Annotated in this window: 30 protein-coding genes and 1 pseudogene; 22 read left to right on the top strand and 9 right to left on the bottom strand. The window is 62.5% G+C overall.

Annotated elements, in window-relative coordinates:
• Positions 1–20: 20 nt before the first annotated feature.
• Complete coding sequence (locus EO99_RS0114385; protein ID WP_029619328.1) at positions 21–959, top strand: polysaccharide pyruvyl transferase family protein; 939 nt, start codon at positions 21–23, stop codon at positions 957–959.
• Here EO99_RS0114385 and EO99_RS0114380 read toward each other — a convergent pair.
• Together EO99_RS0114380 and EO99_RS27825 are read right to left on the bottom strand one after the other, a co-directional pair.
• Positions 950–1,951 carry a glycosyltransferase family 2 protein gene (locus EO99_RS0114380; protein ID WP_029619327.1) on the bottom strand — a complete coding sequence of 334 codons (1,002 nt, stop codon included), beginning with the start codon at positions 1,949–1,951 and terminating at the stop codon, positions 950–952. The genes EO99_RS0114385 and EO99_RS0114380 overlap by 10 nt on opposite strands.
• Positions 1,952–2,026: 75 nt before the next feature.
• The gene (locus EO99_RS27825) at positions 2,027–2,314 is read right to left on the bottom strand and encodes an exopolysaccharide production repressor protein (protein WP_162179310.1); all 288 of its coding nucleotides are present in this window, start codon (positions 2,312–2,314) and stop codon (positions 2,027–2,029) included.
• A gap of 852 nt (positions 2,315–3,166) precedes the next feature.
• Between EO99_RS27825 and EO99_RS0114370 the strand changes: the two genes are divergently transcribed.
• The 4 genes and pseudogenes from EO99_RS0114370 to EO99_RS28655 form a co-directional block, all read left to right on the top strand.
• The gene (locus EO99_RS0114370; protein ID WP_029619325.1) at positions 3,167–3,847 is read left to right on the top strand and encodes a sugar transferase; all 681 of its coding nucleotides are present in this window, start codon (positions 3,167–3,169) and stop codon (positions 3,845–3,847) included.
• Positions 3,848–3,972: 125 nt separating this feature from the next.
• Complete coding sequence (locus EO99_RS0114365; RefSeq protein WP_235776836.1) at positions 3,973–5,202, top strand: polysaccharide biosynthesis/export family protein; 1,230 nt, start codon at positions 3,973–3,975, stop codon at positions 5,200–5,202.
• A gap of 7 nt (positions 5,203–5,209) precedes the next feature.
• On the top strand, positions 5,210–6,538 hold the full coding sequence (locus tag EO99_RS0114360) for an O-antigen ligase family protein (RefSeq protein ID WP_029619323.1): 1,329 nt from the start codon (positions 5,210–5,212) through the stop codon (positions 6,536–6,538).
• Positions 6,539–7,054: 516 nt separating this feature from the next.
• Positions 7,055–7,288 (top strand): annotated as a pseudogene (locus tag EO99_RS28655) (transposase); the annotation flags it as partial.
• A gap of 197 nt (positions 7,289–7,485) precedes the next feature.
• Here the strand turns inward: EO99_RS28655 and EO99_RS0114350 are convergent.
• The 3 genes from EO99_RS0114350 to EO99_RS0114340 form a co-directional block, all read right to left on the bottom strand.
• Complete coding sequence (locus tag EO99_RS0114350; RefSeq protein ID WP_051679862.1) at positions 7,486–9,120, bottom strand: FAD-dependent oxidoreductase; 1,635 nt, start codon at positions 9,118–9,120, stop codon at positions 7,486–7,488.
• A gap of 159 nt (positions 9,121–9,279) precedes the next feature.
• Positions 9,280–10,257 carry a UDP-glucose 4-epimerase GalE gene (galE, locus tag EO99_RS0114345; RefSeq protein WP_029619321.1) on the bottom strand — a complete coding sequence of 326 codons (978 nt, stop codon included), beginning with the start codon at positions 10,255–10,257 and terminating at the stop codon, positions 9,280–9,282.
• Positions 10,258–10,633: 376 nt separating this feature from the next.
• A complete protein-coding gene (locus EO99_RS0114340) occupies positions 10,634–11,068 on the bottom strand; it encodes a MucR family transcriptional regulator (protein ID WP_029619320.1) in 435 nt (144 codons plus the stop codon).
• Positions 11,069–11,770: 702 nt separating this feature from the next.
• On the opposite strand from EO99_RS0114340, the gene EO99_RS0114335 reads away from it, so the two are divergent.
• A complete protein-coding gene (locus tag EO99_RS0114335) occupies positions 11,771–11,977 on the top strand; it encodes a hypothetical protein (protein ID WP_029619319.1) in 207 nt (68 codons plus the stop codon).
• 38 nt (positions 11,978–12,015) lie between these two features.
• Here EO99_RS0114335 and EO99_RS0114330 read toward each other — a convergent pair whose 3' ends face one another.
• Complete coding sequence (locus tag EO99_RS0114330) at positions 12,016–12,213, bottom strand: hypothetical protein (RefSeq protein WP_029619318.1); 198 nt, start codon at positions 12,211–12,213, stop codon at positions 12,016–12,018.
• 444 nt (positions 12,214–12,657) lie between these two features.
• On the opposite strand from EO99_RS0114330, the gene EO99_RS0114320 reads away from it, so the two are divergent.
• From EO99_RS0114320 to EO99_RS25740, 12 genes are all read left to right on the top strand, one after another.
• Entirely contained in the window at positions 12,658–12,966 is a 309-nt protein-coding gene (locus tag EO99_RS0114320) for a hypothetical protein (RefSeq protein WP_029619316.1), read from the top strand.
• Positions 12,967–13,167: 201 nt separating this feature from the next.
• Complete coding sequence (locus EO99_RS28755; RefSeq protein WP_077067075.1) at positions 13,168–13,836, top strand: hypothetical protein; 669 nt, start codon at positions 13,168–13,170, stop codon at positions 13,834–13,836.
• Between the two features lie 58 nt (positions 13,837–13,894).
• On the top strand, positions 13,895–14,314 hold the full coding sequence (locus EO99_RS26665; protein ID WP_077067074.1) for a hypothetical protein: 420 nt from the start codon (positions 13,895–13,897) through the stop codon (positions 14,312–14,314).
• Positions 14,315–14,324: 10 nt separating this feature from the next.
• Complete coding sequence (locus EO99_RS0114315) at positions 14,325–14,765, top strand: hypothetical protein (protein WP_029619315.1); 441 nt, start codon at positions 14,325–14,327, stop codon at positions 14,763–14,765.
• Between the two features lie 209 nt (positions 14,766–14,974).
• Complete coding sequence (locus tag EO99_RS0114310; RefSeq protein ID WP_029619314.1) at positions 14,975–15,259, top strand: hypothetical protein; 285 nt, start codon at positions 14,975–14,977, stop codon at positions 15,257–15,259.
• A gap of 6 nt (positions 15,260–15,265) precedes the next feature.
• On the top strand, positions 15,266–15,436 hold the full coding sequence (locus EO99_RS27465) for a hypothetical protein (protein WP_156034802.1): 171 nt from the start codon (positions 15,266–15,268) through the stop codon (positions 15,434–15,436).
• A 191-nt stretch (positions 15,437–15,627) separates the two neighbouring features.
• Positions 15,628–16,236, top strand: a complete 609-nt coding sequence (locus EO99_RS27460; RefSeq protein WP_156034800.1) for a helix-turn-helix domain-containing protein — start codon at positions 15,628–15,630, stop codon at positions 16,234–16,236.
• Entirely contained in the window at positions 16,229–16,468 is a 240-nt protein-coding gene (locus EO99_RS0114295; protein WP_029619313.1) for a hypothetical protein, read from the top strand. Before EO99_RS27460 ends, EO99_RS0114295 begins: the two co-directional genes overlap by 8 nt.
• Positions 16,469–16,520: 52 nt before the next feature.
• Complete coding sequence (locus EO99_RS0114290) at positions 16,521–17,279, top strand: SOS response-associated peptidase (RefSeq protein ID WP_029619312.1); 759 nt, start codon at positions 16,521–16,523, stop codon at positions 17,277–17,279.
• A 196-nt stretch (positions 17,280–17,475) separates the two neighbouring features.
• Positions 17,476–17,892: a (R)-mandelonitrile lyase gene (locus EO99_RS0114285; RefSeq protein ID WP_029619311.1), complete on the top strand. Its 417-nt coding sequence runs from the start codon at positions 17,476–17,478 to the stop codon at positions 17,890–17,892.
• A gap of 126 nt (positions 17,893–18,018) precedes the next feature.
• The gene (locus EO99_RS27455; RefSeq protein WP_156034798.1) at positions 18,019–18,183 is read left to right on the top strand and encodes a hypothetical protein; all 165 of its coding nucleotides are present in this window, start codon (positions 18,019–18,021) and stop codon (positions 18,181–18,183) included.
• 410 nt (positions 18,184–18,593) lie between these two features.
• Positions 18,594–18,782, top strand: coding sequence for a hypothetical protein (locus EO99_RS25740; protein WP_037111990.1), 189 nt, complete (start codon positions 18,594–18,596; stop codon positions 18,780–18,782).
• A 233-nt stretch (positions 18,783–19,015) separates the two neighbouring features.
• Here the strand turns inward: EO99_RS25740 and EO99_RS0114265 are convergent, their stop codons facing one another.
• Positions 19,016–20,053 (bottom strand): NAD-dependent epimerase/dehydratase family protein, encoded by a 1,038-nt coding sequence (locus EO99_RS0114265; RefSeq protein WP_210165081.1) that lies wholly within the window; start codon positions 20,051–20,053, stop codon positions 19,016–19,018.
• Positions 20,054–20,075: 22 nt separating this feature from the next.
• The gene (locus EO99_RS0114260; RefSeq protein ID WP_029619309.1) at positions 20,076–20,636 is read right to left on the bottom strand and encodes a TetR/AcrR family transcriptional regulator; all 561 of its coding nucleotides are present in this window, start codon (positions 20,634–20,636) and stop codon (positions 20,076–20,078) included.
• A gap of 584 nt (positions 20,637–21,220) precedes the next feature.
• Between EO99_RS0114260 and EO99_RS0114255 the strand changes: the two genes are divergently transcribed.
• The 4 genes from EO99_RS0114255 (at position 21,221) to EO99_RS0114240 (ending at position 24,175) form a co-directional block, all read left to right on the top strand.
• A complete protein-coding gene (locus tag EO99_RS0114255) occupies positions 21,221–21,829 on the top strand; it encodes an NADPH-dependent F420 reductase (RefSeq protein ID WP_029619308.1) in 609 nt (202 codons plus the stop codon).
• 53 nt (positions 21,830–21,882) lie between these two features.
• Entirely contained in the window at positions 21,883–22,821 is a 939-nt protein-coding gene (locus tag EO99_RS0114250) for a zinc-binding dehydrogenase (protein ID WP_210165080.1), read from the top strand.
• A gap of 74 nt (positions 22,822–22,895) precedes the next feature.
• The gene (locus EO99_RS0114245; RefSeq protein ID WP_029619306.1) at positions 22,896–23,774 is read left to right on the top strand and encodes an SDR family oxidoreductase; all 879 of its coding nucleotides are present in this window, start codon (positions 22,896–22,898) and stop codon (positions 23,772–23,774) included.
• Between the two features lie 92 nt (positions 23,775–23,866).
• Positions 23,867–24,175 carry a hypothetical protein gene (locus tag EO99_RS0114240; protein ID WP_156034796.1) on the top strand — a complete coding sequence of 103 codons (309 nt, stop codon included), beginning with the start codon at positions 23,867–23,869 and terminating at the stop codon, positions 24,173–24,175.
• Between the two features lie 347 nt (positions 24,176–24,522).
• On the opposite strand, the gene EO99_RS25735 is transcribed toward EO99_RS0114240, so the two are convergent.
• Positions 24,523–24,760: ATP-binding protein (locus EO99_RS25735; protein WP_029619304.1), on the bottom strand; the 238-nt coding region annotated here is incomplete at its 5' end.

Below are 24,760 nucleotides of genomic sequence, written 5' to 3'. Positions count from 1 at the left end.
TCACCCCCCTGGAGGGCAGCATGCAGCCATATCACTGGGAATCCCATCACGGCAACTTCGGCGACGACCTCAATCTCTGGCTCTGGGACTTCCTGCTGCCGGGACTGCGCGAGGTCCACCCGGACACCCTGCTTGTCGGCGTCGGCACCGTCCTCAACCCGACGCTTCTGCCGCGCGGCGTCCACAAGCTGGTGCTCGGCAGCGGCTACGGCTATGGCGTGCCGCCGGATATTTCCGACGCCCACGAATGGGATGTGCGTTGCGTGCGCGGCCCCAAGACCGCCGCGCGTCTGGGCCTGCCGGCCGAGCGGGGGATCGTTGACCCGGCGGTGATGATCACCGAGATGACGGAATTCAAGAATCTGCCAAAGCGCATCAGGAAGACCTTTGTCCCGCATTGGGAATCGGCCGAATTCGGGATCTGGCAGGCGGTGTGCGAACCGGCCGGCATGACCTATCTGGATCCGCGCGGAGACGCCAAGTCGGTCATCAGCGCCATTGCCCAGTCGGAACTGGTGATTGCCGAATCCATGCATGCGGCAATCCTTGCAGACGCTTTTCGCGTACCCTGGGTGGCGGTCACCACCTCGACATCGATCAACGACTTCAAGTGGAGCGACTGGGCCAGCAGCGTCGGCGCCAGCTACAACCCGCGGTTCGTACCGGTCTCGACACGGGCCGAGGCGGTTGCCAAGCGCGCCCGCTTCTGGGGCATGCAGTTCGACCGGCAGGCCATCGTTCCCCCCACCATCGTTCCCACCGACGAGGTCATGACACGGTCGAAGCCGGCACCGGCGGGCCTGCGCGCCATGGCCAAGCAGGTCCTGGCGGCACCCTCGATCCTCGCCCTGTGGCAGGCGAGCCGCGCCGAGCCGCAGCTGAGCCCCGATGGCGCGCTCGAACGGCTTAAGGACCGCTTCCACACGGTCCTTGACGGGGTGCGCAAGGATTATTTCTGAGCGACCGGAACGCCGGTCAGGAGATAGCGAAAATCGGCCTGGGGCGCGGCATCGCCCTCGCCCTTGTCGGAACGCCGCAGCTTGTCGCGCAAGATGCCGGTGGCGACGGCTGGCAGCGCCGTCGGCCGGGCCATGAGATGCCGGATCGCCGAGAGGCCACCGTTGCGCGCCTTGGTATCGAGAAAGGCACGCAGTTCGTAGCGGTTGCGGATGTGGCGTTGATGGCGTCCAAGGGCGCGGTCGACAGGGGCGGCAAGCCGGGAGGCGGTGCGGATGGCGCCATCGGCGGCACACAGGCGCTTCAGGTCCTCGGTGCGATGCTGGCCGCTCAGCGAGTCGGCGCGCACCACGGCGCCATAGCCGCAGTGTTCGATGACCGTATAGCGCGCGCCCTTGATCAGGGCCCGCAGATAGAGCTCATAATCCTCTCCCAGCCGCAGCGCCTCGTTGTAGCGCAGGTCATGACGGGCAAGGAACGCCCGGCGCATCACCGGCTTCAGGAAACCGATTTCGCCGCGCCGGATGCCCGGCCTGGAAATATTGCCCTCGATGAACGCCACCGTCGAAAGCTGGCGCGCCCGCGGCTGGAAAAGCTGCGGCCGCTGGCTTTGGACAGGCTGATGCATGAAGGCGATATTGTCGGCGATGAAGTCCCAGTCGCGCTGCTCAAGCATGGCGGCGAAGCGTCCGGGAAAAAAGAAGTCGTCGGCATCCAGAATGGCGACCAGCGGCGCGCTTGAGATGGAGATCGCATGATTGCGCGCTGCAGCCGGACCGCGGTTGGTGTCAAAGGAGACGACGCGCAGCCGGCCGCTGCCATCGTTGGCCGCGTCGGCAGCAGCCGCAGTCGCGTCACTGGAGGCATCGTCGACGACCACCACCTCGCTGACCTGCGGCTGCTCAAGCGCGGAGGCAACGGCCATGGCGATCGTGCCGGCGGCGTTTCTGGCAGCGATGATCACACAGACCGCGTTGCCGATTTCCTCAGACATATTGCTCTCCTTGCTGACACTCAGGCAGCACTAGAAGATACAAACATGACGCTGATATGGAATGGGTCGATCCGGCTAGTGATCAGTGATCTTCCAATGCGCGGCAGCATCGGCTGGAAGCTGATCATTGCCGCGCCGGTCGCCGAGTGGCGTGACCTGCTCGCCGTGGGGCGCGTTCCGCTGTAGCTTTTCGCGATGGACAAGATAGAGCACGCCCAAAAAATAGCCGACTTGCATCAGGATCGCCGCCACGATGGTGGCGACAAGGACAGTTAACGCCGATCCCGTCATCCAGAAGACAGCCCCTGCAAAGACAAGCAGGACGCAGGTCATGCTGACAAAAACGCGGGGTGCATACATCATCCGTCCTCCCGGATTCATTTTAGACTGGGGTCGTCGGTGTCCTGGCTCCTCTCCAATCATCGGAAAGCATATTGAGCTTGACGCAAGCATACAAGCTCGCCAGCGCGGTTTGTTACATGAACTTCGTGAAAGCTTCGTAATCTTGCCGGTTAAAATCCAGGCAGCGGGACACATGGCCGGCCACAGCGACTGCGACGGCGGCCGACAGCGCAAATTGCGGTACAGGCGTATCCAAACGGAGCCGGGCTTCACTTTGGGGTGAACGGTCATTGCTGGGCGGGACAGACCTGCGGCGCCAAATCCGACGGGGCCACAGAGCTGCCGTATTTTTATCTCTGCTTCGCCCCATTTCCGCAGCAGCAGGGCCTCTGCGGCCGTGGCAGCCGCCCCGCCGCGCCCGAGACTGAATGATTTAAATCAATTTTTATTTCGCGGGTGTGCGACGCAGCATTGCAACTACCGCGGCGCAGCATTGTATTGCAGTGCCGAAACCGTGGGACAAACGTCTGGCGCACAAGTGTCTTTGGACGGAGATCGAGGCAACCCTGCTGCAGTAACTTGGAGTAACGACTGTAACGGCGGTGGAACATATCACATGCCGACTGCGAATTGGGATAATGTAACGATAGCCCTTCTGGAATAGGATGCGCTTCAACTTGGCGCCATTAGCCTGCCTGCTTGGCACTGATCTTTGCCAATGCACGCCGACACCCTGCTGGTCGCGCCGATGGCGCCACCTCGGCTCGAAAAAACGCTGGCATCAAATTCCGAACACAGACTTATTATCCTATTGCCACGCACGACGCACCGTAAAGGCACCGACATCGCCACACACCCAATGGAGTTCACTCTATGAAGTCAGCGACACGTTCGGCCGGATCGCCGTATCTCGCGACCACTGAGGCCCCCCTCGCGTTCCCCACGGGGGGCTTTGCAAAGCGCGGTTTCGACATCACGGCCGCCGCACTCGCCCTTGTCATCTTCAGCCCGGTCTTTCTGATGATCATGGCACTGGTGAAATTCTCCGGCAAAGGCGCCATCTTCTATGGTCATCGGCGGATCGGCCACAATGGCCGCCAGTTCCATTGCCTCAAGTTCCGCACCATGGTCGCCAATGGCGACGAGGTCTTGCGCGACCATCTGCGCAACAACCCCTCGGCTGCCGAGGAATGGAAGGCAACCCGCAAGCTGCGGGACGACCCACGGGTGACCACGGTCGGCACTGTTCTGCGCAAGCTGAGCCTCGACGAGCTGCCGCAGCTCATCAACATCCTGCGCGGCGACATGAGTGTCGTGGGCCCTCGCCCGGTCGTCGAGGAAGAGCTGAGCCTCTACGACACCCAGGCTGTCTACTATCTGCGCACCCGTCCCGGGCTCACCGGCCTGTGGCAGATCAGCGGACGAAACGACGTTTCCTACGAAAGCCGGATCGCCTTCGACACGCATTATGTCCAGAACTGGTCGCTGGTTCAGGACGTTCTGATCATCGCCAAAACCATACCGGCTGTCTGCTTTTCGCGCGGAAGCTATTGATCCGGCAGCTGCCACCCGCAGATCAGGCCTGGACCTGCCGGTGTGCTGGCGGCCACGCCCGCCGTGTCTGCCCCTGTCAGAGCAAAGGAAGATCGATGCCAACACCCTTGCCCGCATTGCGCCGCATGGCGATTGTTGCCTGCTGCTGCGCCGGCAGCCTTGTCTTAGTCCCGACGGGATCCGTGGCCGCCGACGAGGGCGGCTACCGGCTCGGCGTCATGGACAAGCTCAAGATCCGGGTGGCCGAATGGCAGCCGGCTGAGGGCAGCATCCGCGATTGGGACGTCATCGGCGGCGACTATGCCGTCGGTCCCGGCGGCGCCATCTCGATCCCCTTCGTCGGCGAACTGCAGGTCGATGGCAAGACCACCGCTGAGGTCGCCGCCGAGATCGGCACCCGCCTGCAGACCGAGTTTGCCCTGCGCACCCAGCCGTCCGCATCGGTGGAAATTGCCCAGTTTCGCCCGGTCTTCCTGTCGGGCGATGTGACCACCCCTGGCGAATATCCCTATGCACCGAATCTGACGGTGCTCAAGGCTGTCAGTCTTGCCGGCGGCCTTCGCCGTTCCGAGGCGGGCCAGCGCTTCGCCCGCGATTTCATCAATGCCCGCGGCAATGCGGCCGTCTACGACAGCGAGCTTGGCCGCCTTCTGGCCCGTCGCGCCCGCCTTCTGGCGGAGGTCGACGGTGCAGACGAGATCAAGATGCCGGCGCAACTGCAATCGGTACCGACGGCAGCGGCCCTCCTGGCCAGCGAGACCGCCTTGATGAAGTCTCGCCGGCAGCGATACGAACTCCAGCTCAAGGCGCTGGCGGACCTGCGATCGCTGCTTGAAAGCGAGGTCGCATCGCTGGCCCAGAAGGCACAGACGCAAAACGAGCAGCTGCAGCTGGTCAGAACTGATCGCGACCGGATCAGCCGGCTGACCGAACAGGGGCTGGCCACCAGCCAGAGGCGCCTGGCCGTCGAGCAGCGGACAGCCGACGTGGAATCGACGCTGCTCGACATCGACACCGCCTCGCTGCGCGCCAAGCAGGACATCAGCAAGGCCAATCAGGACGAAATCAATCTGCGCAACGACTGGGAAGCGCAGCGCGCCAAGGAGTTGCAGGACACCGAGGCGGAACTGGAAAAGCTGCAGCTGCAGCTGACCACCAGCCGCGATCTGATGTCGGAGGCGCTGTCGCAATCGGCCGAAGCCTTGAAGTTCGAAGCCACCGGCCAGGGGGCTGCGATCCGCTATGTGATCGTGCGCGACGCCGGCGACGGCCCCAAGGAGATTGCGGTTGACGAGACGACGCCGGTGCGTCCTGGCGATGTGGTCAAGGTGACGGCCGAACTGCTGATGCAGTGAGGCGTCCATGAGGATCGCCAAATCACATCTGCTGGCGCCGGCCGACAATGGCGCCTTCGGCATTGCCGCGCTTGCGCTGTCGTTTTTCGTTTTCGCCTACTCCACCCGCTTCGGACCGGTGGCCATCCTCGCCTACTACGCGGTGTGGCTGCCGCTGGTGCTGATCGACTACCGGCGGGTGCTTGGCAATTACGCCTCGTTCGGATGGATCTTTGCCTTCGCGCTGTTCTGCTTTCTGTCGGCGTTCTGGTCGCAGGCGCCGTCGGTCTCGCTGCGCGCCGCCGTTCAGTACCTGACCCATATTGCCTGTGCGCTGATTGCCATGCGGATCCTGACCACGACGACGCTGTGCCGCGGTGCCATGGTCGGCTGCGCCGTGGTCCTCCTCTATTCGCTGGCCTTCGGCGGCTATCACTATGACGCCCTCGACGGCAGCTACAGTTTCGTCGGCGCCTTTTCGTCGAAGAACCAGCTTGGCCTCTATGCCTCCCTGGGCGTGCTGTTCTCCTATGCCACCGGCCTTCTGTTGCGCCCTGGCCGCGTCTGGCAGTTTGCCTCGGCTGCAACCGGACTTTTGTCGGGCTACGCGCTGTTTGCATCGCAATCGGCAACGTCAGTGATCACCACCATCGCCGTGCTGGCCGCAGGCCTTGCCATGCAGCTGACGATGCGGCTGGCGCCGCGCCAGCGCCGCGTGCTGTTTGCCACCGCTGTCGTGGCTGTCGCAGGCGGCGGCATTGCCGCGCTGCAGGCCGGCGCGCTGGACGCCATCCTGGCTGTGTTCGGCAAGGATTCCACACTCACCGGGCGCACCTATCTATGGCAGCAGGGGATTGCGGCCGCCGCAACCGCGCCCTGGTTCGGCGTCGGCTACCAGGGCTACTGGGTACAGGGTTTTGCCGAGGCCGAGCGGTTGTGGCAGGATTTCTTCATCGCGTCGCGCAGCGGCTTCCATTTCCACAACACCTATATCGAAACCATGGTGGAGACGGGCCTGGTGGGGACGCTGCTTCTGGTGGCGGTCTTGCTGCGGTCCCTGCTTGGTCACTTGCGGCGCTTCCTGATGTCGGGCCACAGTCCCCAGTCCCTGGCCATGGTGCTGATCGCAACACTGCTTCTGGTGCGGTCATTCGTCGAGATCGACATCCTGCATCCCTATCAGGTCGGCTCCTTCCTGCTCTATATTGCCGCCGGACAGCTGACGCGGCGCGAGCAGGCAGTCCTTGCGTCACCGTCACGGGCCCAGTCGGGGCCGCAGCCATGGCCGCGGTCACGGCCGCCGGTGCGCGCGAGCCGGCAGGGGAATGGGCCCGCGTCGATAACGGCGCGCCCCTAAGAAGCCGCATGTCTGACCCACACCGCTGGTGGCGGGCAGGCTATCGTTGAAGCCTATCCCAGGCTGCCGCCTGCTGCGTCTTGCCGGCCTCGGCGACCGTCTCCTTCCTGAGGCTTTCGCATAGATGTCGACGGCCCGCCTCCGCCGCGTCTTTCGGCGCTCAGATTTTGGCGAAGCAGCGGCGTACAAATGCGCTCGGTACGCCCGAAACTTTGCCCAAGCGCGCATACGAGCGAGCGCGGCCAGGTGTTTACCGCCAGTTAACCAAGTGTAGTTTATGCACGTCGGCGCTGTTGGACGTGACAATCTTCAGCTTAGAGCTCGCACGGATGAGGGTCCGGGCGAGCTCTTTTGTTTTGATCGGCTGATGAGCTACTTCAAGACAAGGCTCGGTGGCGCACTTATGCAGACCGATCATGGATCGTGTTCCTGGGGTGGTGCAACAGGGTGCGGTGGTCAACGGTGTTTTCCGCTCGCGTGTCGGGTTGTTGAAGCCCAACCTGAGGGAAGCCTCCGATGACCGCTATCATGAACCTGCGCTCCCTCATTGGGAAAAGCGCCGATCGCGATTTGCTGCAGGATAGGTGCTGGGGAGAAGCTGGTGGCTCTGGTGGTCGGAACAAAGACGGGCGCGGGCCATGGCGAGAAGAATGACTTTCAAGGGGAGCGCCGCAATCGTTATCGCGACCGGGACTGCGAGACGCGGGCGGTGCTATCGAACTGCGCATCCCGAAGTTGCGCACCGGCAGCAGGCCATGCTGGTTCGTCCAGATAGCCGCGAAGACAACATTGGTGGATTGAGACCAGCCAACACCATGATGAGAGGGGGTCAAAGGGCCGCCTCAAAGACAATCACGAGCCTGACCTGTGATGCCCACTGAGGTGTCGCCAGCTACGCCGGATCGGGCGCCTTTGGGTGGCTGGCCTGCGCTACGACCAGTCCATTGTCATCGCGCCGGCCCGCGATGGCTCTCTTCCGCTCTTGACGGTCGCGACGGTAGATCAACGGCCAGGTGCTGCCCAAGCCGCAGCGCCAGGGCCACGGCAGGAAGCGTCGGATTGGCGTGACCTCCGGTTGAAAACACGCTGGCGCCGGCGAGATAAAGATTGGCCAGGCCGTGAACGCGGCAATCGCGGTCGACCACGCTTGTCCGGCTGTCGTCGCCCATGCGCGCCAGGCCGATCTGGTGATAGCCGTCGAAGGCCTGTGCGCGCACACTCTGGCGCCGCTCTGCCTCGTCATGCAGATAGTCGAGCCGGCCAAGCTGATGGTGCGACAGCCAGGCATCGAGCAGGGCGTGCGAGCGCAGCACCGATGTCAGGTCATCCTCCCCGACCCGGTAGTCGACCGTCAACCGGGATCGTCCGTCCGCGGCTTGCGTGAGCTGTACCCGACTGCCCGGCTGCGGCACCTGCTCGGCGTGATAGCGCAATAGGTATCGCCCGGCCGGGTTGGCAAGCATGCCGCCGTCAACGCCGCGCCAGATCTGCCCCAGGGAGCGCCAGGCCCGCCGCAGCGACACCCCGCGCAGCCGGATGTTTTTCAGGTGCCCGCGAAGCTGACCTTTGCGCCTCTGCGTCGGGCGTGGTGCCAGGCCGCGCGACAGCCATCGATAGGTGCCCGATGCCGTCATCAGGAGATACAGAAGGGAAAGGCTGCCGGATCCATGGATCGGATCGGAGATAGAGATCGCGTCGAGCCAGAAGACGGTGTTGAGCAGACGTTCCTGCATCTGGACGGTAGCGGCAAGCTGCAGGCGCCGCCGGAAGCGATAGCCATGGGCATCGGTCTGGAAGGACAGATTCTTGGCGAGGGCGCTGTCGGCGAGGTGGATCACGGCAAGGTAGCCGGTCAGATGGCCCTGGTAATAGCGGCCCAGCGCGCCATCCACGCCGCCGAGCAACTGCGGTTGCCGTTCTTGCAGGGCAAGCAGAAGGCGCGCCGTCTCCAGGCCGCCGGCGGCCAGAACCAGGCGAGACACGGCAATCACCTCCGGCCGATCATGGCGCAGCACGCGCACATGCGTCAGCCGGTCGCCACCGGAGGCACAGATCAGCTCGCTCACCGATGTCCGGGTCGCCAGAAAGATGCGCTGCGACTGGCGCAGCCGCTCTTCGTAGAGCGGTGCCAGTGCCGGACTTTTGCTCCAGTGCTCGAGTGCATCCATCACGACCGGGCCGGCGGCGGCACCGGGAGAGCGAGCAGCAATCGTGCCGGCGTCGAGAAAGCTCGCTGCCTCGTCGTAGTGGCAGGCGATTTGCGCATGGGCAATCGGCCAGCCGGGAACCGGGACATGCACCCTTTGTTCAAAGTCGAGGTCGTCGAAGGGGACGCAGCGCCCGCCCCACAGCGCCGAGGTCCCGCCGATCCCACGATGGCTTGCCGCGCCAGGCAGTGCATGGTGGCCATTGGAAAATTCAGTCGCTACGGCATCGTCCGCCTCGCCTGGACCCGCCTCGAGCACAAGGACGCTCAGACCAAGAGCCTCAAGCTTGAACGCCAGAGCCAGTCCGACGGGGCCGGCGCCAACCACGCAGATGTCTGCGGCGGGGAGCGGTGCATGACGATCGGCTATCAGCATCAGACATCACTCTTAAGCGTCGCAAGCACAGGCTGCGAGACCTGTCGCCCGCAACCGTCGCAAACACGATCCGCAGTCAGGCCCGGAAACTGAACATGTGCCCTGTCAGCCAACAGTCAATCACCAGGATCGCCATGCCACCGGCACAGGTCTCGGCCCCTAGTGGTTGGTGCGCGAATGCCAGTTCCAGGCGGACCGAACGATGGCGTCAAGGTCATAGGTCGGCCGCCATCCCAGGACCGCCTTCGCCTTGTCGTTGTTGGCAACAAGCGCGGTCGAATCGCCTGGGCGGCGCTCGGCCTCCTCTACGGGAAAATGCCGTTGCGTGACCGCGGCAATGGTATCGACAAGCTCTTTGACCGTCGTGCCGGTGCCGGTGCCCAGATTCAAGGCGACGGTCTCTCCGCCGGCCAGCAGATAGTCGATGGCCCTGACATGCGCATCGGCCAGATCCAGCACGTGAATATAGTCGCGCACGCAGGTGCCATCACGCGTGTCATAGTCGTTCCCGAAGACCTTGAAGGATCCGCGGCGCCCGAGCGCGGCGTCGATGGCCAGCGGAATGGCGTGGGTCTCGGGCGTGTGCCATTCCCCGATCCGCCCTTCGAAATCGGCCCCGGCGGCGTTGAAATAGCGCAGCATGACGGACCGCAGGCCCTTGTAGTCGCTGTAATCCTTCAGCGCCTGCTCGATAATCAGTTTGGTGCGGCCATAGGGATTGATCGGTGTCTGTCGGTGCGATTCGTCCATCGGGACGCGATCGGGCAGACCGTAGGTCGCGCAGGTCGACGAGAAGACGAAGGCATCAATGCCGGCTGCCATTGTCGCCGACAACAAGGTCAGAGTGCCAATGACGTTGTTGTCGTAAAAGGCGGCCGGATTGGTGACCGATTCACCCACTTCGATGAGCGCTGCAAAATGCATCACCGCATCCGGCCGGTGCTTGGCCAGGACCGCGTCCAGACGGGCGCGATCGCGGATATCGCCGATCTCCAGGGGACCCCACTTCACGAACTCGGAATGGCCATTGGAAAGATTGTCAAAGACGATCGGTTCGTAGCCGCGCTCGGCCAGCAGCAGGCAGCTATGTGCGCCGATATAGCCGGCCCCTCCGACCACCAGTACTTTTTTCGACATCGAACTTCCCCGTGATGACTGATTCGTCCGCTTCTATCGAAACAATGTGACGTGTCTGAGTGGGCGCCGCCAGAGGCCCTCGCCAAACCTGTGTCATGCGCTGCAGGGACGGTATCCGCGACAGTGCCCGGGGACGGATCGTGTCAACAGCTGCAAACCCATGCCGGGCTGCGAGATCACTGCACAACATGCTGTCATTGAAAATCGAGAGCACCGCTACTTTCACCGGCAGGGTGCTGCAGCGCGCGGCATTGATCCTGCTGTCGACGCCGTGGCCTGGATTGCCGTCAGCCTGTCGTCGGGAGCGCAAGGCCTGTTGCGCCTCTGTTGCAAAAACTTGCGAGCAAAGGCGCAAACAGGCTGTAGCCGTCAGGACTTACTTGGCCTTTTTCTTCCGACGCGTTCCCAACCCCATGTCTCTTGCCAGCTGAGAGCGGCGTTCCGCATAGTCTGGAGCCACCATCGGATAGCTTTCCGGCAGTTCCCATTTGCGACGATATTCATCCGGGCTCATATTGTGGTAGGTCATCAGGTGGCGCTTGAGCGATCTGAACTTGAGACCGTCCTCAAGGCAGATGATGCAATCATGCTCAACCGATTTTTTGATCGGAACTGCAGGCTTGGCCCGTTCGACGGCGACGGGCTCCGGCGCAGCTGGGCCCCGCGCGCGCGCCAGCGCCGAATGAACGCCGGCAATCAGGCCGCTCAGATCGTCGATCGGCACCACGTGGTTGCCGACATAGGCCGCAACAATGCCTGCCGTAAGCTGTGCGAGCTGTTCATTCTCGCCCGTCTCGCCACCCTCGTTCATCAGTATTCCTTCCAATGCTTCCAAATCTTCGTCCTGAGTCACCGTTTGTGAGCAAAGAACGAAGCCATTGCAAGGCGTATACTCATGGTCATGGACAAGATTATGGCTCTACTTTTGGCGAACGGCGCTGATACCTTCGCCGTATCCTGATCGTTGGAATGGTGACTGTGACGGGCGTGTCACCGGGGGTTGCACAGCGGTGCCGGCCACAGCGGCACCATGACGGCAACCAGGCCCGCCAATGGGTACGGCGCTGCGGACGAAAAAGTCATGGTCCTGGCGACAGGCCACCCGCGCTGGAACAGGCAAATTCAGCGCTGGCGCTGTCGTTCCGCCGCAGCTAGGTCTGTCAGCAACCTCTGGATCCTGTCGCTTGAGCCTGCCGGCAGTTGAAACGCAGGCAGCGATTGCAGGCGCTGCCGGACGTCGGCACGCGACAGATGCCGCGAATGTATCGCAGCTTCATCTGCGCCATCACGGGTCATCCTTCAATGTCCTTTCATTTTCACTCAGCTTCACCCGCTAGCCAACTCCCGGTCGCGGCTTCCGTTCCGGCCGACGGGAAAGCCGCTGGCATTTTGATGGCCTTGCCGCCGTGGCTGCGCCGCCCCTTCAGACCTAGGGCCCAATTGACCCGCGTCGGTCCTTCGCTATCCTGCCGTTCAGCGAGCCGGTGATGCACCGGATACGGGGGGTCGCCTTATGCCGTTTGCCTCATTCGATGCCATAGGTCCGGAGGACCTGGCGGTTTTGCGCCAGGTGCTCGAACGGGCCTGTCATGCCAAACAAATTCCCATTGATGGTGCGCGGGCACAAATGCTGGCCCGCGAGCTCGTCGACTGGCACCTCTTCGGGGTAAGCGACCCGGCTGAACTGGAAGCCATGCTGGAACCTTTGCTGGTGGACTAGACGACGCGGTGAGCTGCGAAAGCGGGCTCGGCCGCTCATCACGACGTCCAATTCAGGAATGGCGCTGATGCGACCACCCAGAGCAAACGGCGGTCGGTCCGGTGCTCAAGCCCGATCATGGCGTCACTTTGCCTGGCTTGTTCTTGCAACCCACTTTCGCCTTCATCGACGGCCTTTTGATTTTCGACCGCCTGACGATTGAAGAGCAAGATCGTCAGTCCGTTTGCAGCCGACATTGTTGGCCCCTGCAGCCGCGTCGCCCTCAGGCGCCAGGGGCTGCATTCGCTGCGGATCCCTTCGCTGAATCCAAAGGGGGAGAGTGGGAACAAAGCGGAGGCTGATGACTTCGTCGATGGGAGGCGACCATGGACAATGATCCGAGCGCAAGATATCAGAGCCGGCAGGAAAACGATGGCACCTGGACAGTCTTCGATACTTGGACACCCAGTGGGCGCGAGGCCCGGATGATCAGCGGCGTTTCCGAGGATCGCGCTGGCCAGTACCTGGAGCGGCTGAACAGACTTTTCCGACAGGCGTCTTCGGCGCTCGGGAGCAGCGATGACGCGGATTCAAGAGAACCAGACCCCTGACGGCGGTGGGCAGGTCGCGGCGACGACCGATGAAGCAACCCGGCTGCAATCCAACCGCATTTGGACACAACCTGGCGAAGGCGACCACTGATGTCGACCGTCACAGACCTTGTCGCCGGACTGGTTCGGGCGGCCAACGAGGTGGAGAGACTTCAGGAGGCTGAGGCGCGCCGGCTGCTCAGCAGCGCGCTGCGGACGATTCGCGACCTGCGCATGGAAGGCTGCATCCCGCCACGGCCTGACAACACTGACGAGGCGGGAGATTTGCTGGAAGCCTGCTATCAGTTGCACTACGGCGTTGCGGACGCTGAAGGCGTTCGTCAAGCTCTGCTGAAGGCGGCAATGATGATCCGCGATCTGCACATCCTGCAGGATAGCCGCAAACCGCGCTTGCACTGACGACCGAACCCGGCGCCGGGTGGTGCCAGTTGTCGGTCATTGCAACCGGCAATCTCGCAGAGCAGGCATGGAACTGGACTTAGGTCCTACCTGCTGTGCGACTGAAGCCTCACGGCAGGAACAGGCATCCACACCAGGTGTTCCGGTTGCAGCTTCGGCGAAAGTGTCGCCAGAGGCATTCGCGAAACCCAGGAGGAACACATGAAGATCGTCACCCCCCTTGCCTTTGCAACGGCGCTTCTCGCCGGAACGGCTTTTTCAGCCTATGCCCAAACGAGCAGCACAGTCGGTACCGGCGGCACCAGTGCGGGCGCTGGGACTTCCAGCAGCACCCTGGGCACCGCCGGCAGTTCTGCAGGCAGCGCCGATTGCGCAGCCGGCGCCACCGACTGTGGATCAGGTTCTGCTTCGACTTTGGCAACGGGAGGGTCGTCAGCGGGAGGCGGAACATCGAGCAGCTCTGTCGGCACCGGTGGATCGGCGGCCGGATCCGGTGATGGCGCCGGCTCAGCCACGACGCTGGGCACCGGCGGGACCTCTGCTGGGGGTGGGGAGTCGAGCAGCACGGTCGGGACTGGCGGATCTGCCGCAGGCTCGGGCAACGGTTCGGGATCTGCTTCCACTCTTGGAACGGGTGGCACCTCTGCAGGAGGCGGTGCATCCAGCAGCTCCGTCGGCACCGGCGGATCGGCGGCCGGTACGGGGAGCGGCTTCGCCTCTACGGTGGGCACGGGCGGCACGTCGGCTGGCGGCGGTGCGTCCAGCAGTTCGGTTGGCACGGGTGGCAGTGCAGCAGGCGCCGCACAGGACGACACGAGCAACAGGGACTGCCCTCCTGGCCAGGCCAAGAAAACCGGTGGCACCTGCTGATCCAAGCGCGCGCTGGTTCCGGTGAACACCGGGACCAGCCTTCCCGGAGGAGTACAAAATGCGATACGTACACGCGCTTTTGACACGGCCAATCGCCTTGCCGATCATTCTGATTGGTAGCATTGCTGTCGCTGCTTCGTCGCAGGAGGTCACCCTCGATGACGGGACCACCTGCACCGTGACCGACGCCTCAGGCGTCGGGACGACAGCCAGAAGCGGGCTGTCGTCCTCGGTGACAGCCGGCGGGGGAAGGGTGTCATCGTCGACGGCAATCGACGGACGGACGATCACCACCCACTCCGGCGGAAATACAGCATCCTCCGCCGCAAGCACCTCGACATCCAGCACAGGCGCGACCGCGACGGCGGGTTCCAGCAACGGCCAGTCGATCTCGACGTCCAGTGTGACCCACCCGGATGGCACCGTCGTCACACGCCGATCGGATGGCACCTGTGACATCACGAAACCGCAACCTTGATAGGTATCCCATGTCTCGCAAGATCCTTTTTACAGTCGCAGCCGCGCTCGCCATTGCCAGCGTCACTCCGGCATCTGCCCAGGAGTGTGACACGGCGGGAACCGTCGCCACAGGCGGCAGCGCAGCGGCAGGCGGAACCTCCGCCAGCACTCTTGGCACCGCCGGCACCTGTCTGAACGACGAGGGAGCAACCTCCTCCATCGCTTCTGGCGCAAGTGCGGCGAGCGCAGACGGCAAGGCTCAAAGTCGCACCAAGATCAACGAAAACCCGGCTCACCTCAAGGCCCAGTCCAGAGCGCAGGCCGTGGATCAGGGCACCTTCAGCAAATCGCAAACGAAAACGCGCGTCTCAGACGGCGAACTGCACAGCAGAACCCGGACGATGTCACATGTTCCCGGGCAGAAGCCTTCGATGGATCGGACCGAGAGCAACGTTATTCTTCCGCAATAGTGGTGGCGCAAACCGTTGGCCCGTCCAGGGCTGTTCAACAGGACCTCCCGTCCACCGGCATTGAAAGCCCGTTCTCACGGACGGGCTTTTTCAGTGGGCGGCGATCGGTCGGCTGTCGGTTCTTGACCCGACGACACCTTACGATACCCTCCCCTTTTCTTTCTGCCAGGCATTGCTCTGGTGACACGTCGTGCAACTGGAGTGACATGATGAGTTATCTGTTTGCCTTCCAGATCGTCCCTGGCTCGGACGACCTGCTTGGCTACTGCATCACTTTGGAGGAAGCCGTGACCAAGGCGGCGGCTCATCGAAAACAGTTGATCAGAAACCAGGCTCTGGGCGATGAAGACAGTCCCCTGCACCCGCCAATCGCTTTGTATCAGCTCGACCTGCAACCGATAACGCTGGAACTGCTGCTGCCCGTGTTCAACAAGCAGCAAGATCTACCCCAGGCGCTGATCGCGCAGATGACGCAGATCGGGGCAATCGAGTGATCTGCCATGAACCTGGTCCCCCAGCGGTCGGCATCACGGTTGAAGGTCGTGCGGACGTCGGGTCGAACGAAGCTCATCGCGCGGTTACATGGGACGATGTACCAGGACAGTTTGGCGCTGACCGCGCGTCAGCTCGTCGAAGCGTTCCTGTTGACCGACTTCGACGAAGTGACATAATGGTTCATGTCATCAACAGCGATCTCCCCAGGCGGTCGCCTCGCCTACCGGGACAAACCCACATGCCCGCAACTGGACGGCCGCCAAGGCCAGGTGACATTCCTTCGTACAGAGGTGGTCATACCCGCGTAAATCATCGAGGCTATGTTTTCGAACATGCTCCCGATCATCCAGGTTGCAACAAGGACGGCATGGTCCTTCAGCACCGCTTGGTTCTTGAGGACAAGCTTGGTCGCTACCTTTCCGGCACTGAAGTCGGCTACCACATCGATGGCAACCTGCTCAACAACGACCCACGCAATCTCGACGTGCACGACCGCCGCAATCACATGGTTCTTGATGCTGCAGACGATGGCCGCGACAAGAAGCTATCTGCGGAGAAGGTTCGTGAAGCACTCCAGGGACGGTCGACCGCTGCGGCTGCTGTCCTTCTCGGCGTCCATCATCAAACACTGCGAAACCGATTTCCGCACCTACTGAACAAGCGACGCCCCCCCAATAGCCGGAAGAACGAAAAGACGATCGAGATGGTGCGCAACGCTGCTTCTGATCCTGCCATCGGTTACCGAGAACTGGCGCGTTCAACTGGCATTTCGTCGACTTTGGCAAAACGCATATGCGACGAGCAAGGGTTCCAGTGGCAGACGAGACAGGTAAAGCACCCCGTGCCTCCACAAATGACACCCATTCCTTCCCGGTCAGCAGGGGATGATCGACCGGGTGGACCGTTTCACCAACCGGTACCCGCAAGCGCGCACACAACAGCCAACGAGACTGCAAGAGACGCAGCTGTTGCATAACATCGCTGCGCGGATCATCTTCAAGGAAGCGGTATCGCTGTTCATCTTCCGATGGAATCTGGCAAACCTCGGACAGGCGCAGCAATCTGAAATCCACTTGACCGCGATTGCGGTGCTGTCTGATATCGAGGACCGGCAAGATGCACTGGACGCGGCTCGTGGTATCGCCACGGCTGTCATGCCAACGGTCGGGGTGACAAGCCGGCGGCGACCATCTTGCTGGCGTCGGTGAATGGATCGGCAGCCCGCAACGGAAGCCAGTGCCGGCATGAGGATCAGCTTCGATGTGCAATCTCTACAACATCACCACCAACCAGGAGGCCATCCGCGCCGTCACCAAGGCGTTCGATCGGCTTGGAAACCTGGAGCCTTCGCTGGACATCTACCCGGATCAGCTGGCGCCGATCGTCCGCAATATTGGCGGTGAGCGCGAACTTGCGCGCGTTCGCTGGGGCATGCCAAGTTCGCAGCAGGCAATCTATCAGGCCGCCACCAAGCGCGCCGACAGGCTGCGCGCAAAGGGCAAGGAGGTGGATTTCCAGGAACTGCTCAAGATGGAGCCGGATGGAGGCACGACCAACATCCGCAACACGGCGAGCAAGCACTGGATGCGCTGGACCGGCGTCGATAACCGCTGTGTCGTCCCGTTCACGCGCTTTGCCGAACCGGACCCTGCAAGCAAGACAGAGGGCGGACGCACGCCAAACGCGTGGTTTGCCGGCGACCGAAGCGAACCGCTGATGTTCTTTGCGGGCTTCTGGGTGCCGAACTGGCAGTGCGTTCGAAAGATCAAGGAAGGCATGGTCACCTGCGACCTGTTTGCCTTCCTGACGACGGAGCCCAACGCCGTGGTCGCTCCGATCCACCCGAAGGCCATGCCGGTCATCCTGCGCGACGAAGCCGAGGTCGAGATCTGGCTTTCGGCGCCGTGGACCATAGCCCGATCGTTGCAGCGGCCTCTCCCGGACCTAGAACTGGTGCTTCTGGCAAAGGTCGAGCAGGAGGCAGACAACCCGCCAACGAACCAGGGCTCGCTGCTCTAGGAGCCCCGGGGTCTGCGCCTGCAGACGCTCTCCTCTTTTTGCAAGACGCGCTTGGGTCTCCTGATATTACCGAGGCCGTCGATCATCGCTTTGAAAGCCCGTGACATGCTCTAGGATGCAGGCCTTATTGGAGGACGCCCTTCTGTCGTCCAGAACCGGCAAGCGAGGCGTTCGCACGTTCAGAGAGGAACCCACAATGGATATTCGACGCAGCGGCTCGGTACCGTCACAACGTCCCCCTTCACAGTACTTCACCGGGTCCGTCTGGCAGGATCCGGTCTTTGAGGCACAGGCGCCAGCGCGGGTCCGGTCGGTGATCGTTCGGTTTGATCCCGGCGCCCGGACGAACTGGCATACGCATCCTTTAGGGCAGACGCTGCACATTCTTGCCGGCTGTGGCCTCATCCAGAAAGACGGTGAACCGATCCAGCCGATCCATGCCGGCGATTCCATCTGGATTGCTCCAGGTGAGAAGCATTGGCATGGAGCCGCCCCCAATACGGGAATGACGCATATTGCAATCCATGAGGCCCTGGACGGCAGCAGTGCGGACTGGCTTGAGCCTGTCAGCGACGAACAATATGCCGCCCTCACCCCGCGAGGCGCGCCATAAGCGCGCTGCTTGGGATGATCGGTCCCTGGCCATCAAAAAGCCGCGCTGAGACGGCGGAGTGGAGACGACGTCCACCGCATCCAGGAGACTGACATCCCAGACTACTCACTCATCATCACCGGCCTGGTGGCCGCGGTGGTCCTGTGGTTCATCTTCACCGTGGTGCGCAAGCTGTTCGTGCTGGCGCTGCTGGCTGCGCTCGCCGTCGGCGCATGGATGATCTGGGACGATCCCGCGCTCTTGCTTGACGCATGGAGGGCGGTGAGCGGCCGTTTCGAAAGTTATGCCTGAGCCGGTTCTATACACGGCATCACGCCTCCTCGCTTCCCTCCAGCTCGTCCTCCGTCGCCCGCCTTTACGCCCTGCAATCCCGCTCCGCGCTGATGATCTTGCCAAGAGCGGGTCCTGGGAGAGCCGTTTGTGAAGAAAGGTCGCGTCTTTACGCGACAATGAGAGACAGCCGACCTGCTCAGGTGCTATCCCCCGCATCCCTCGCGCGCCCGCCTCGGCGTCATGGCCGCCCGCAGATGGCGTCCCCGCTCCCCTTCCCTCGCTCTCGCCAACCCTTGTCTCGCGCATCGGAGTGCTTGATGCAAAGGCGGCAACCCGCCTCGCCGGCACCGCTCCAGCTCCGAAATCCCGGTGTGGCCGGAACAATTTCGGTGTAGGGTCATTGCGCACGTCAGGCACGGGAGGTGGCGATGACAGGCAATGACAGACCCAACAACGAGAGCTCGAAAGTGCTGCCGGGCGACGAGACAGAGCCCGGTTCGACACAGTCTGCAGAAGGCATCTGCGCGGCCTGCGCCGGCACCGGCAAGCTTGGCCGTGAAACCTGTCGCGACTGCGATGGCAGCGGCATCATCACGGTGATTGTCGGAGACGCCTGAAACGCGCGAGGAAAAGCCGTTCTGCGAAATGACGTTGTCCATTCGACGGTCATTGTGTCTGCTCCCAGATGTCACCAGGAAAGACCTGGTGAGCAGTTTGGCGTTCCTGAACGCCCCGCCGATCCTGGCCTACGCCGTGCTCACGGTGAAGGTCTTGGATGGGCTGGTATGAGAGGGGGACTGGCGGCATTTATGGAAACAGGCTCCGCAAGCCGCCGTCCACCGAGACGAGTCTAGCTGGTGACCTGTCGAGCAGCTCGCAGCTCAGCCAAACCGGCCTCTCGCGACATGACGGGCTGATAGCCCAACTCGCGCTTTGCCTTTTCGATATTGAGGGTAATCTCGACGGCCGATGTCGCATAGGCCTGCAAGGTCAGCGGCGGCACGACCTTTCCCCGTGAAAGCCGGTGCAGGACCGCGCCCAAGGCGACGAGAAGACGAAGGACACTGCGGTGCACAGATTTTCGTGGCGCCGAAATGCCCTGGGTGGCAAGCAGGGCCGTCACGAACTGGCGAAACTGCACCGGCTGCTCGTCGGCCAGAAAAAACACCTCCCCACCGTTGCCTCGCATGATAGCGCAGTCGATGCCCGCACACAGGTTGGCGATGTGGGTGGTGGAGGTGCAATAGTCGCCCTGGCTGATCCACGCGAACCGACCGGACTGGACCGCGTCCATCAACTGAGGAAGAGCCGTTGTATCGTCGCGCCCCCAAACCATGCGGGGCCGGACGGCAGTGACTGCCATGTCAGGCCCGTTGAAGGACAGCGCCAATTGCTCGGCCCGCGCCTTGCTGGCTGAATAGGAACCTGCCGGTCGGCGTGGCAAAGGCTGGCTCTCGTCGACATTGACCAGCGGGCGACCATCGGCGAGGACGGATTCCGTGCTGACCATGATTGCGGTTCGCACGCCAGCGGCGCTGGCTGCTTCGAACACTGCGCGCGTCCCCTCTACGTTGACCCGATGCTGCTCCACGCTGCCAATGCCATGGTCAAGGTCGGCGGCCGCATGAATCAGCACATCACAGCCCGCCATACCCTGGCTCAGCGCGCCACTGAACACGTCGCCCGAGCATGCCTGGGCGCCCAAGGCGGACACAATTTCTGCCGAGCGCCTGGAACGGGCCAGCGCAGTGACCGGGGTGTCCTTCTCCAAAAAATAGCGAATGAGATTCCGCCCGATATACCCGCTGCCTCCTGTCAGAAATATGCGGTTGATGGGCAAGGCGGCATCGGCCGCCGCAGCTTGCGCTGCGTCGTTGCGTTTGGTCACGTCAGTCTCCAGATCTGGGGTGTTAGTCGGTGCCCGGTGTTGCGTTTACCAGCCAGCCAATCTCGCGGATGATCGCCGCTCGTTCGTCGGCATCAAAATGATGGAAATCTAGATACTCGAGGAATTTCAGTCCTTCGAGCGCCAGATAAGCAAGAATGGCCCCGCGGGGTGACGCCGACTCGGCAATGATCCGCCGGATGGCAACAGCCTGGCTGTCTTGCATGCGCTTGCGCAAGAGCGGGTCAAGGGTCAGTGCAGCGCTGAGGTTCAGAGCAACCGGCTTGAAAGCCTCCGGCGGCGGCTGCGCCGCCACCTTGATACGCCCGCGGATTGCAATGCTGTCGCCCGTCGGCAGTGTTGCCTCCGCCTGTTCATGCTGTTGCCCATCCGCACGAAAGGCCCGCTCGACGATGGCCTCGATCACGGCCTGCTTGCTTTTATAGTCATAGATGACGGCTGCCTTGCTGATCCCCGCCTGCTTGGCGACCGCTTCGAGCGTCAAGCCCGTCACGCCATCGCGCGCAACCACGGCTTCTCCGGCATCCAGAATTGCTTCCTGATCGATGACGCGCTTTCGGCCCATCTCGCAATCTCATTTATTTCCGTCCGGACGGTTATTAATTGGAGAGATCTCGTTGTCAAGCTGCAGCTGCGATTTGCGAGCCCCGTCTTCTCAGCTGCCGGCTGTGAGAACCTTTTACCATACCGCGATCCCGATGGGTGTGCCGATCTGAGCGATGGCGGGCGCATGATACCAGGCGATCTCGTTAGGCAGAACGCCGGCCGCTCTGCCGCTGCATCTTTTAGCCCATGCTGATCACCAAACGAGCTGGGTCGACCGGTGCGTTCGGCGCCGTTGGAAATCTGACGATCGCCGGCTTCCACTCGCCTGCTCAGATGGCCAGAACCGCTTCCACGCCGCATTCAAGACTCATCTTGCTCGCTGCCACTGTAAATCTCGAGTCCGATACTAACAAAAAGGTCGGTACTGGAACCAGGGTACGTTCTGTCTTAACTGGATTGGAGGACGGGCCGACGTCCAAACGATGCCTGAGCGGCAGTGCCACCGATAATCATCTGCCGTGAGCGGTGCGTGGGCGAATGACGTTGCGCGATTGAAGGATGGCCCGGTCAACACGGCAGGGATGAAATTTATAGGAGATTGCCATGAAATTCGGATTTCTCGGGGCGGGCGTGGTTGCCCAGACGATCGCACGTCATCTGCTGCCGTTCGGCCATGAGGTCGTGCTCAGCAACAGCCGCGGGCCCGAGACGCTCGCCGATGTTGTCGCCAGACTCGGTCGGGGTGCATCCGCCGGCACGCCACAACAGGCTGCCGATCAGGACGTCGTCGTTTTGAGTGTCGACTGGGCAAACGTTCCAAAGGCGCTGGCGTCAGTGTCTGACTGGTCCGGCCGTATTCTGATCGACGCCACCAACCGGATCGATCGCAACAATCCTTCCGATCTCGGCGACCTCTCGGGTCGCACATCGAGCGAGATTGTTTCCGATCACGCGGTGGGGGCCAAGGTGGTCAAGGCATTCAACACAATCCCGATGCAGTGGATCGACGACGCATCACCCAACAAACCAAAAACCACCCTCTTCATCTCGGGCGACGATGCAACGGCGAAGAAGGCGCTGGGCGGGGTGCTCGAACAGATCGGCTTTGCCGCTGTCGATCTCGGTTCGCTCGAAATCGGTGGCAGGTTGCAGCAGGTCGGCGGCCCGTTGGCGGCTCTCAACCTGACCCTCGTGGACAGGTTCGCGCTGTGAAGGCGCTTGCATACGAAAAGGCGCACGCTCTTGACGCCTTTGCGATCCAAGAGATGGATGTAGCCGAGCCGAACCTGCGCAAAGCGGATCTGCTGGTCGATATCCGTGCGGTCGGCGTCAATCCGGGCGAGGCCTACATCAGGAGCGTGCGCAGTGCCGAGGCAGGCGGACGCGTCGTTCTCGGCTGGGAGTTCGCGGGTGTCGTGAGCGCAGTTGGCTCGGCCCAAGCGGGCTTTGCCATCGGCGACCGCGTATTGGGAACCGGCGACGTCACCCGCGACGGCTGCTGGGCCGAGAGGCTTGCCGTCGACCACCGCGTCGTCGCCAAGATCCCCGACCAGCTTTCTTTCGTCGATGCCGCGTCCTTGCCCATCGGCGGCCTGACGGCATGGGAGGCGGTGTTTCGCGATCGCGATAGGCTGCCTGCGGGCGTCGACAGGGTGCTCGTTGTCGGCGGCGCCGGCGGTGTCGGCTCACTGGCGACCCAGCTTCTCAAAGCGAGGACGGACGCCTTTGTTGTGGCAACCCCCTCACGCCAGGAATCGCGGGAATGGTGCGCGGCGATGGGGGCCGATCTGGTCGTCGACCACACCCAGGATGTGGTTGCCCAACTCGGCGAAAGCGGCATCGATCAGGTCGACATGGTCTTTTCAACTGCCGGGACCGCCGGGAGTTTGAAGTGGATCGCCAGGCTGCTGCGGCCCTTCGGCCATCTGTCGGCCATCGATGTCGCGTTGCCGTTCGACGCGGGTCCCCTCGTGGCGAAATCCCTTTCGCTCCACACGGAGATGGTGTTTGCAAAGATCACCGGCGGCTTCGACCTCACCAGTCAAGGCACAATCCTCGGTGAGATCACCGATCACGTCGTCTCGGGCCGTCTGCGCCCGATCGTGACGACCCGGCTCGACGGCCTCACTGTCCATAACATGAAGACGGCGCACACGCTTCTCGAAAGCAAACGAACAATCGGGAAGGTCGTGATCGTCGTGTGACCATTCATCGCTCGGCTGCCATCAATCCTGACAGCCTCCCCGCCTCACCCAGACCATCAACCGGAAGGAACACCATGACCAAGATCCTCGTCACCGGCGCCACCGGCAATATCGGCCGAATGACCCTGAAACACCTCCTGAAGCGCCGGCCCGCCAGTGATCTCGCCGGCCTCGCCCGCGATCCCGCCAAGGCGGCCGATCTCGTCGCCGAGGGTATCGAGATCCGTCAGGGCGACTATTTCGACTATGACGGACTGGTGCGCGCATTCGAAGGGATCGAGAAGGTCATGCTCGTGTCCGCCACGGCCTTTACCGATCGCAATTCCCAGCACCAAAACGTCATCAGCGCGGCAAGGCAGGCCAGCGTCAAGCACATCGTCTATATGCCGATCATCCATGAAGAGGGCTCTGCCTTTACCTTGCCGGATATCACCGGGCAGGACCTGTTCGTCGAGGATCAATTGAAGGCCTCCGGCCTCGCCTTCACACTTGTCCGACATCCCCCCTTTATCGAAAGCCTTCCATTCTACATCGGCAGCAAGGCCCTCGAGAGGGGTATTCACGTTCCCGCTGGTGCGGGCAAGGCAGGGTTTGCCAGCCGCAGCGACCTGGCAGAGGCGCATGCCGTTGTGCTGAGCGAAGCCGGTCACGAGTACAAGACCTACGCCTTGTATGGTGATCCTGCCGTGTCCTTCGCGGATGTCGCACAGATCCTGTCGGATACCAGTGGCAAGCCCGTACCGTTTGTCGCCGGCTCGGACCAGGATTACATCACTCATCTCATGGCGGAGGGCCTGCCCGAGCCCGTTGCCCGCTTCGCGCTTGGGTGGGTGCATGGCATCAACGCCGGAGAATGGAGCGGTAGCACTGGCGACCTGGAAAACCTCCTAGGCCGCAAGCCGATGACGACGGCCGAGTTTCTGCGGGCCTACTACACGGCACGCCAAGCCTGAGACCGTGACCCAAAACATGGGCGCTCGACCTCCCAACATCGACATTGGCGGGGTGGCGATAACGACACGTCATCGCGCCGCAAGGAGTCCTCATGAAATTTCTAGTGCTACTCACACCCATGGCAGGTAAGTCACAGGAGGAATTCGCGCCACATGCGATATCAGAGACGATCGCTGTCTGGTCGGCCTATTCCGCCGGACATCTTCGCGAGTTCTACTTTTCACCCGACCCCGTGATCGTCACCCTCATCTACGAATTACCTGACCATGCGGCGGTTGCGCGCGAACTCGACAGCCTGCCGATGGTCAAAGCCGGCCTGCTCGATCGCCAGATCGTCGCCCTTGGACCGCTTCCGCAGTTTGCGGTTCTGTTCGACAAATCGCTGGTGGGCACGTCCTGAGCGGCGGCTCGCTCAACGATAAGAATGATGAAGAGCCAACGGCATCTGCGTGCCGGGAGCCCTCGTGCCTGACCTTGCGCGCGACCTTCGATATCTTTGGTAGGCCATTGCGGCAGCCGAGCACGGCCGCTTTCGGCAGACAGCTGTGGCGCTTGACGTGTGCAGCCGACGTTGAGCAGCGTCGTCGAGCACCGGCTTGGCTGGCGCGTCCTCGCCGTGACCGGAAGGGCGCCAATCTCACGTCGGCAGGCGGCACCTCCCTGGAGGACGCCATGCCTCAGTTGCGGCGCGCAGCAGCAGCGGGACTGGAATGGCACGCCCAACCGGTTTGGCGACCGCGATCGGCTTCACGCTGCCCCTTCGGCCTTCGACACGGGGAACGCGATCCGCGCGTAGGAACCTCCGTCGCGGTTATTTCCCACTTCAAATCGCGCATTGTGGCCTTCCGCAATGGCCTTGACCACCGTAAGGCCAAGTCCGGATCCGCTTCGACCACGGCCGTTGAGGCTCTCGCTTCGCCAGAACATATCGAACGTGGAGTGCTGCACATGGGCGGGCAGTCCCGGGCCTTTGTCTTGGACGGAA

This window comes from Pseudorhizobium marinum (assembly GCF_000705355.1).
In the GTDB taxonomy this organism is placed as follows: domain Bacteria; phylum Pseudomonadota; class Alphaproteobacteria; order Rhizobiales; family Rhizobiaceae; genus Neorhizobium; species Neorhizobium pelagicum.
Note: the sequence above shows the minus strand (reverse complement) of the source record. Positions and strands in the feature narration are given on the sequence as shown.

Bases quoted from the DNA above. Each gene is read 5' to 3' on its own strand.
- EO99_RS0114365 (WP_235776836.1), top strand. From the start codon at position 3,973: ATGGCGATTGTTGCCTGCTGCTGCGCCGGCAGCCTTGTCTTAGTCCCG.
- galE (WP_029619321.1), bottom strand. From the start codon at position 10,257: ATGTCGAAAAAAGTACTGGTGGTCGGAGGGGCCGGCTATATCGGCGCA.
- EO99_RS0114240 (WP_156034796.1), top strand. From the start codon at position 23,867: ATGAAATTTCTAGTGCTACTCACACCCATGGCAGGTAAGTCACAGGAG.
- EO99_RS27460 (WP_156034800.1), top strand. From the start codon at position 15,628: ATGGTCCTTCAGCACCGCTTGGTTCTTGAGGACAAGCTTGGTCGCTAC.
- EO99_RS0114310 (WP_029619314.1), top strand. From the start codon at position 14,975: ATGAGTTATCTGTTTGCCTTCCAGATCGTCCCTGGCTCGGACGACCTG.
- EO99_RS0114370 (WP_029619325.1), top strand. From the start codon at position 3,167: ATGAAGTCAGCGACACGTTCGGCCGGATCGCCGTATCTCGCGACCACT.
- EO99_RS0114250 (WP_210165080.1), top strand. From the start codon at position 21,883: ATGGATGTAGCCGAGCCGAACCTGCGCAAAGCGGATCTGCTGGTCGAT.
- EO99_RS27825 (WP_162179310.1), bottom strand. From the start codon at position 2,314: ATGATGTATGCACCCCGCGTTTTTGTCAGCATGACCTGCGTCCTGCTT.
- EO99_RS0114245 (WP_029619306.1), top strand. From the start codon at position 22,896: ATGACCAAGATCCTCGTCACCGGCGCCACCGGCAATATCGGCCGAATG.
- EO99_RS0114290 (WP_029619312.1), top strand. From the start codon at position 16,521: ATGTGCAATCTCTACAACATCACCACCAACCAGGAGGCCATCCGCGCC.
- EO99_RS28755 (WP_077067075.1), top strand. From the start codon at position 13,168: ATGAAGATCGTCACCCCCCTTGCCTTTGCAACGGCGCTTCTCGCCGGA.
- EO99_RS0114380 (WP_029619327.1), bottom strand. From the start codon at position 1,951: ATGTCTGAGGAAATCGGCAACGCGGTCTGTGTGATCATCGCTGCCAGA.
- EO99_RS0114385 (WP_029619328.1), top strand. From the start codon at position 21: ATGCAGCCATATCACTGGGAATCCCATCACGGCAACTTCGGCGACGAC.
- EO99_RS0114360 (WP_029619323.1), top strand. From the start codon at position 5,210: ATGAGGATCGCCAAATCACATCTGCTGGCGCCGGCCGACAATGGCGCC.
- EO99_RS0114330 (WP_029619318.1), bottom strand. From the start codon at position 12,213: ATGTCGGCTGCAAACGGACTGACGATCTTGCTCTTCAATCGTCAGGCG.
- EO99_RS0114335 (WP_029619319.1), top strand. From the start codon at position 11,771: ATGCCGTTTGCCTCATTCGATGCCATAGGTCCGGAGGACCTGGCGGTT.
- EO99_RS26665 (WP_077067074.1), top strand. From the start codon at position 13,895: ATGCGATACGTACACGCGCTTTTGACACGGCCAATCGCCTTGCCGATC.
- EO99_RS0114285 (WP_029619311.1), top strand. From the start codon at position 17,476: ATGGATATTCGACGCAGCGGCTCGGTACCGTCACAACGTCCCCCTTCA.
- EO99_RS0114340 (WP_029619320.1), bottom strand. From the start codon at position 11,068: ATGAACGAGGGTGGCGAGACGGGCGAGAATGAACAGCTCGCACAGCTT.
- EO99_RS25740 (WP_037111990.1), top strand. From the start codon at position 18,594: ATGACAGGCAATGACAGACCCAACAACGAGAGCTCGAAAGTGCTGCCG.
- EO99_RS0114260 (WP_029619309.1), bottom strand. From the start codon at position 20,636: ATGGGCCGAAAGCGCGTCATCGATCAGGAAGCAATTCTGGATGCCGGA.
- EO99_RS0114255 (WP_029619308.1), top strand. From the start codon at position 21,221: ATGAAATTCGGATTTCTCGGGGCGGGCGTGGTTGCCCAGACGATCGCA.
- EO99_RS0114350 (WP_051679862.1), bottom strand. From the start codon at position 9,120: ATGCTGATAGCCGATCGTCATGCACCGCTCCCCGCCGCAGACATCTGC.
- EO99_RS0114320 (WP_029619316.1), top strand. From the start codon at position 12,658: ATGTCGACCGTCACAGACCTTGTCGCCGGACTGGTTCGGGCGGCCAAC.
- EO99_RS0114315 (WP_029619315.1), top strand. From the start codon at position 14,325: ATGTCTCGCAAGATCCTTTTTACAGTCGCAGCCGCGCTCGCCATTGCC.
- EO99_RS27465 (WP_156034802.1), top strand. From the start codon at position 15,266: ATGAACCTGGTCCCCCAGCGGTCGGCATCACGGTTGAAGGTCGTGCGG.